Raw genomic sequence first — 3,226 nt, forward strand, 5'->3', positions numbered from 1 at the left:
GCTGCAAGGATGACGGTGATTGCTACCATTAGGATTACACCGATGACCGGTGATACTGCATCTTCGTTGTTGTTCATTAGATTGTTCAATTTGTGTTTCATGCGTTTTTACCTCCTGTTAACCCATCTACACTTACTCTTCGTTTTTTGAATTCGAGTTCTTTTTTTGCATTACCTTTTCAAGTTTATGAGTCCACATGTCGTCATCTTCATTCGTGTATTCGCACTCAAGATAATGCTGCACTGCCATGCTTAGAGCATCCTTGGTCGAAGATACGTTGCATTTTTCCTTGAGTGAATTCAAATCCTCTTCTGCAAGCACAGTCTGAGCGTGTACAATTTTCACCATTCCTACTTACCTCGGTTATTTATTCAGTGCAAACACACGAAATATATTATAGTCCTCATTATTATCATTATATTTTTATATATAAAGACTTTTTGTTATTAATTTATATAATTTATAGATATGGTATAAGAGTAGTTCATTAATATATTAATCAATTTATATACTTTTCTTTTAATGGTTAATCCGGAATTCAGACCGAGAACCTTTTAATAATGGATGACAAATCCCAACTCTCAAACAGTTTGTATAATGGAGAGGTCTGTGATGATGAAGATGAAAGTCAACCCATTTGTGTTTTTTGTTTCGGCTGCTGTTATTGTTATGTTTGTAGTATTGGGATCTGTATTTACAGAACCCATGCGCCAATTCTTTAACATACTGCAGGATTCTATTATATCCTATTTCGGCTGGTTCTACATTCTTGCTGTTGCCTTTTTTCTGTTCTTTATAATCTGGCTCTATTTCAGCCCATATGGCAGCATTAAACTTGGCAAAGATGACGATATCCCGGTTTTTAGTAACACCAGCTGGTTTGCCATGCTGTTTAGTGCAGGTATGGGTATTGGTTTGCTTTTTTATAGCGTCGCAGAACCGGTACAGCATTTTTCCAATCCACCTGGTGCTACTGCGCCTGAATCAATCGAGGCAGCCAGACAAGCTATAAATCTTACATTCTTCCACTGGGGACTTCATGCATGGGCTATCTATATCATAGTCGGGCTTTCTCTTGCCTATTTTGGATACCGTCACGACCTCCCGTTATCAATTCGTTCAACTCTTTACCCTTTAATCGGTGACAGGATATACGGTGTTACAGGAAACATTGTAGAAGTCATGGCAATATTTGGTACCGTTTTTGGTGTTGCAACCTCACTTGGTCTAGGTGTGTTACAAATCAATTCGGGGTTGAATTACCTTGGAGTTCTCCCGGAATCCACATTTAATCAGATTATTCTTATCATCGGAATCACACTGGCAGCAACCATATCGGTTGTATCAGGACTTACCAGAGGAATACGGATACTTAGTGAGATGAATCTGGGTTTTGGATTTGTGTTGATGATGTTTGTAATCCTGATAGGACCTACTATATTCCTTTTGAGCTCCTTTGTCCAGGGTACAGGTGATTACCTGCAGAATCTCATCTCACTGACTTTCAATACAGATGCCTATCAAGGAATTGAATGGCAAAAATCATGGACGATGTTTTTCTGGGGCTGGTGGATATCCTGGTCACCGTTTGTAGGAATGTTTATTGCACGTATATCTAGAGGACGTACCATCAAAGAATTCATCAGCGGAGTACTGATAGTACCTACAGTTGTAACATTTATCTGGATTGTAGCCTTTGGAAACACAGCATTATATATAGAATTGTTTGGTTCAGGAGGACTGGTACAGGTCGTTTCTGAAAGTGTACCGATATCGCTTTTTGCTCTGCTGGAGAATTTACCACTAACTGTCCTAACCTCTACACTGGCAACAATAGTTGTAGCAACCTTCTTTATAACATCAGCAGATTCAGGATCCCTCGTCGTCTGTATCCTTGCAACAGGTGGTGACCCTGAGCCATCCGTTTATCAAAGAGTTTTCTGGGCGTTTTCACAGGGAGCAGTTGCAGCTGTACTTTTACTAACCGGTGGTCTGGCTGCTCTCCAGACTGCCGCAGTAACTACAGCACTGCCATTCAGTATTATCATGCTGTTCATGTGCTGGAGTCTTGTCAAGGGATTAAAGGCTTCGGAGACTGGCTCTTCCCTAAAGAGCAGTGTTTTCAAAAATAATGGCTGGAAAGAAACAAAACCCTATAAGTGGTATGAATACCTCAAAGACCAATATCTAACTTGACCCATGTATTAAGGTTAAAAAATTAAAAATAGGATTTATTTATATGATTCCTTTTTGAAAATAGATGAACCAGTCAAGACAGTACACGCACTCTTTTTTAGACTTGATTCTCTGTTCGGTAGTACCATAATCACTTGCAGGTGGAATTATAACATCCTCACTCAGCTTCCAGTTTGCAGATATTGCAATATATTTGTTATCGGTTTTTGCATGTCGATAATCATTCACTTTATCTCATCCATGTTTCTACCGGTAGACTGTGGATAACACAGGATAATTCTGATTTTAGATTTTAGTATGTGGGTCAATTGTAATTGTGGCTCTAACTGTCCGTGTAGTGGATGTGTTGGACTGAATCATGCCGTATTTTGTGGCAACATCTATTTCCGGGTCTTCAATAACTAGGAAACCTACTCTGACATTTTTAATATCTTTGTATTCCAGTTTTTCCTTTATAATCCACAACCAGGCAATATGTGAAAACTAACTATCTATTGACAGACAAATAAATTCAGTGTTCAATTCTCAGAATCCTTCCTGCATGCTTGCAAAGGTCATAAACTCGGAGTACATACAGGACCGACGTACACCAACGGATAAAAAGCCTGTTAGACAATTAGAAACTATTAATTGGCTCTGTAGAAAACCTAATTTTGATTTGATTTGATTTAATGTTGTGATGTAAGAGTTTAAAAAGGATGACCCCCTGAATTATTATTTACCATAAAAGTTCTCAGAGAACTCAGGGGGTCGATGTGTTTGAGCAATAAACACACTAGTAATATTTCATCTAATAAGTACTTAAACTTTATCGATACAGCTTTAGCTGTATCAGGTAACTCAAGACTGGAGATCTACAGCTGCAAATATTCCAAAAGAACCTATACACAACACCAGTTAGTGGTACTGGTAATGTTTAAGGAGTACCTCAACGAAGATTACAGGGATATCGTTGAACTTGTAGAGTTGATGGACAAAGTCCAGACTAAACTCGGTCTCAAACAGGTACCTCATTTCACCACCCTCCATA

5 protein-coding genes and 1 pseudogene are annotated in these 3,226 nt (G+C 38.7%); 2 read left to right on the forward strand and 4 right to left on the reverse strand.

Annotated elements, in window-relative coordinates; all coding sequences use genetic code 11:
- Positions 1-101 (reverse strand): archaellin/type IV pilin N-terminal domain-containing protein (locus ACLFMM_RS09540; protein WP_410808504.1); only part of this gene is annotated, 101 nt, incomplete at its 3' end.
- A gap of 31 nt (positions 102-132) precedes the next feature.
- Positions 133-348: a DUF5371 domain-containing protein gene (locus ACLFMM_RS09545; RefSeq protein WP_410808500.1), complete on the reverse strand. Its 216-nt coding sequence runs from the start codon at positions 346-348 to the stop codon at positions 133-135.
- Positions 349-564: 216 nt separating this feature from the next.
- Between ACLFMM_RS09545 and ACLFMM_RS09550 the strand changes: the two genes are divergently transcribed.
- Positions 565-2,196, forward strand: coding sequence for a BCCT family transporter (locus ACLFMM_RS09550; RefSeq protein WP_410808501.1), 1,632 nt, complete (start codon positions 565-567; stop codon positions 2,194-2,196).
- A 39-nt stretch (positions 2,197-2,235) separates the two neighbouring features.
- Here ACLFMM_RS09550 and ACLFMM_RS09555 read toward each other — a convergent pair whose 3' ends face one another.
- Together ACLFMM_RS09555 and ACLFMM_RS09560 are read right to left on the reverse strand one after the other, a co-directional pair.
- Positions 2,236-2,424 (reverse strand): hypothetical protein, encoded by a 189-nt coding sequence (locus ACLFMM_RS09555; RefSeq protein ID WP_410808502.1) that lies wholly within the window; start codon positions 2,422-2,424, stop codon positions 2,236-2,238.
- Positions 2,425-2,481: 57 nt separating this feature from the next.
- Positions 2,482-2,661, reverse strand: coding sequence for a hypothetical protein (locus ACLFMM_RS09560; protein WP_410808503.1), 180 nt, complete (start codon positions 2,659-2,661; stop codon positions 2,482-2,484).
- Between the two features lie 288 nt (positions 2,662-2,949).
- Here ACLFMM_RS09560 and ACLFMM_RS09565 point away from each other — a divergent pair.
- A pseudogene (locus tag ACLFMM_RS09565) lies at positions 2,950-3,226 on the forward strand (IS5/IS1182 family transposase); the annotation flags it as partial.

The organism is Methanohalobium sp. (assembly GCF_046546175.1).
In the GTDB taxonomy this organism is placed as follows: Archaea; Halobacteriota; Methanosarcinia; order Methanosarcinales; family Methanosarcinaceae; genus Methanohalobium.

Coding starts and splice junctions, on each gene's coding strand:
- ACLFMM_RS09545 (WP_410808500.1), bottom strand. CDS start 348: ATGGTGAAAATTGTACACGCTCAGACTGTGCTTGCAGAAGAGGATTTG.
- ACLFMM_RS09550 (WP_410808501.1), top strand. CDS start 565: ATGACAAATCCCAACTCTCAAACAGTTTGTATAATGGAGAGGTCTGTG.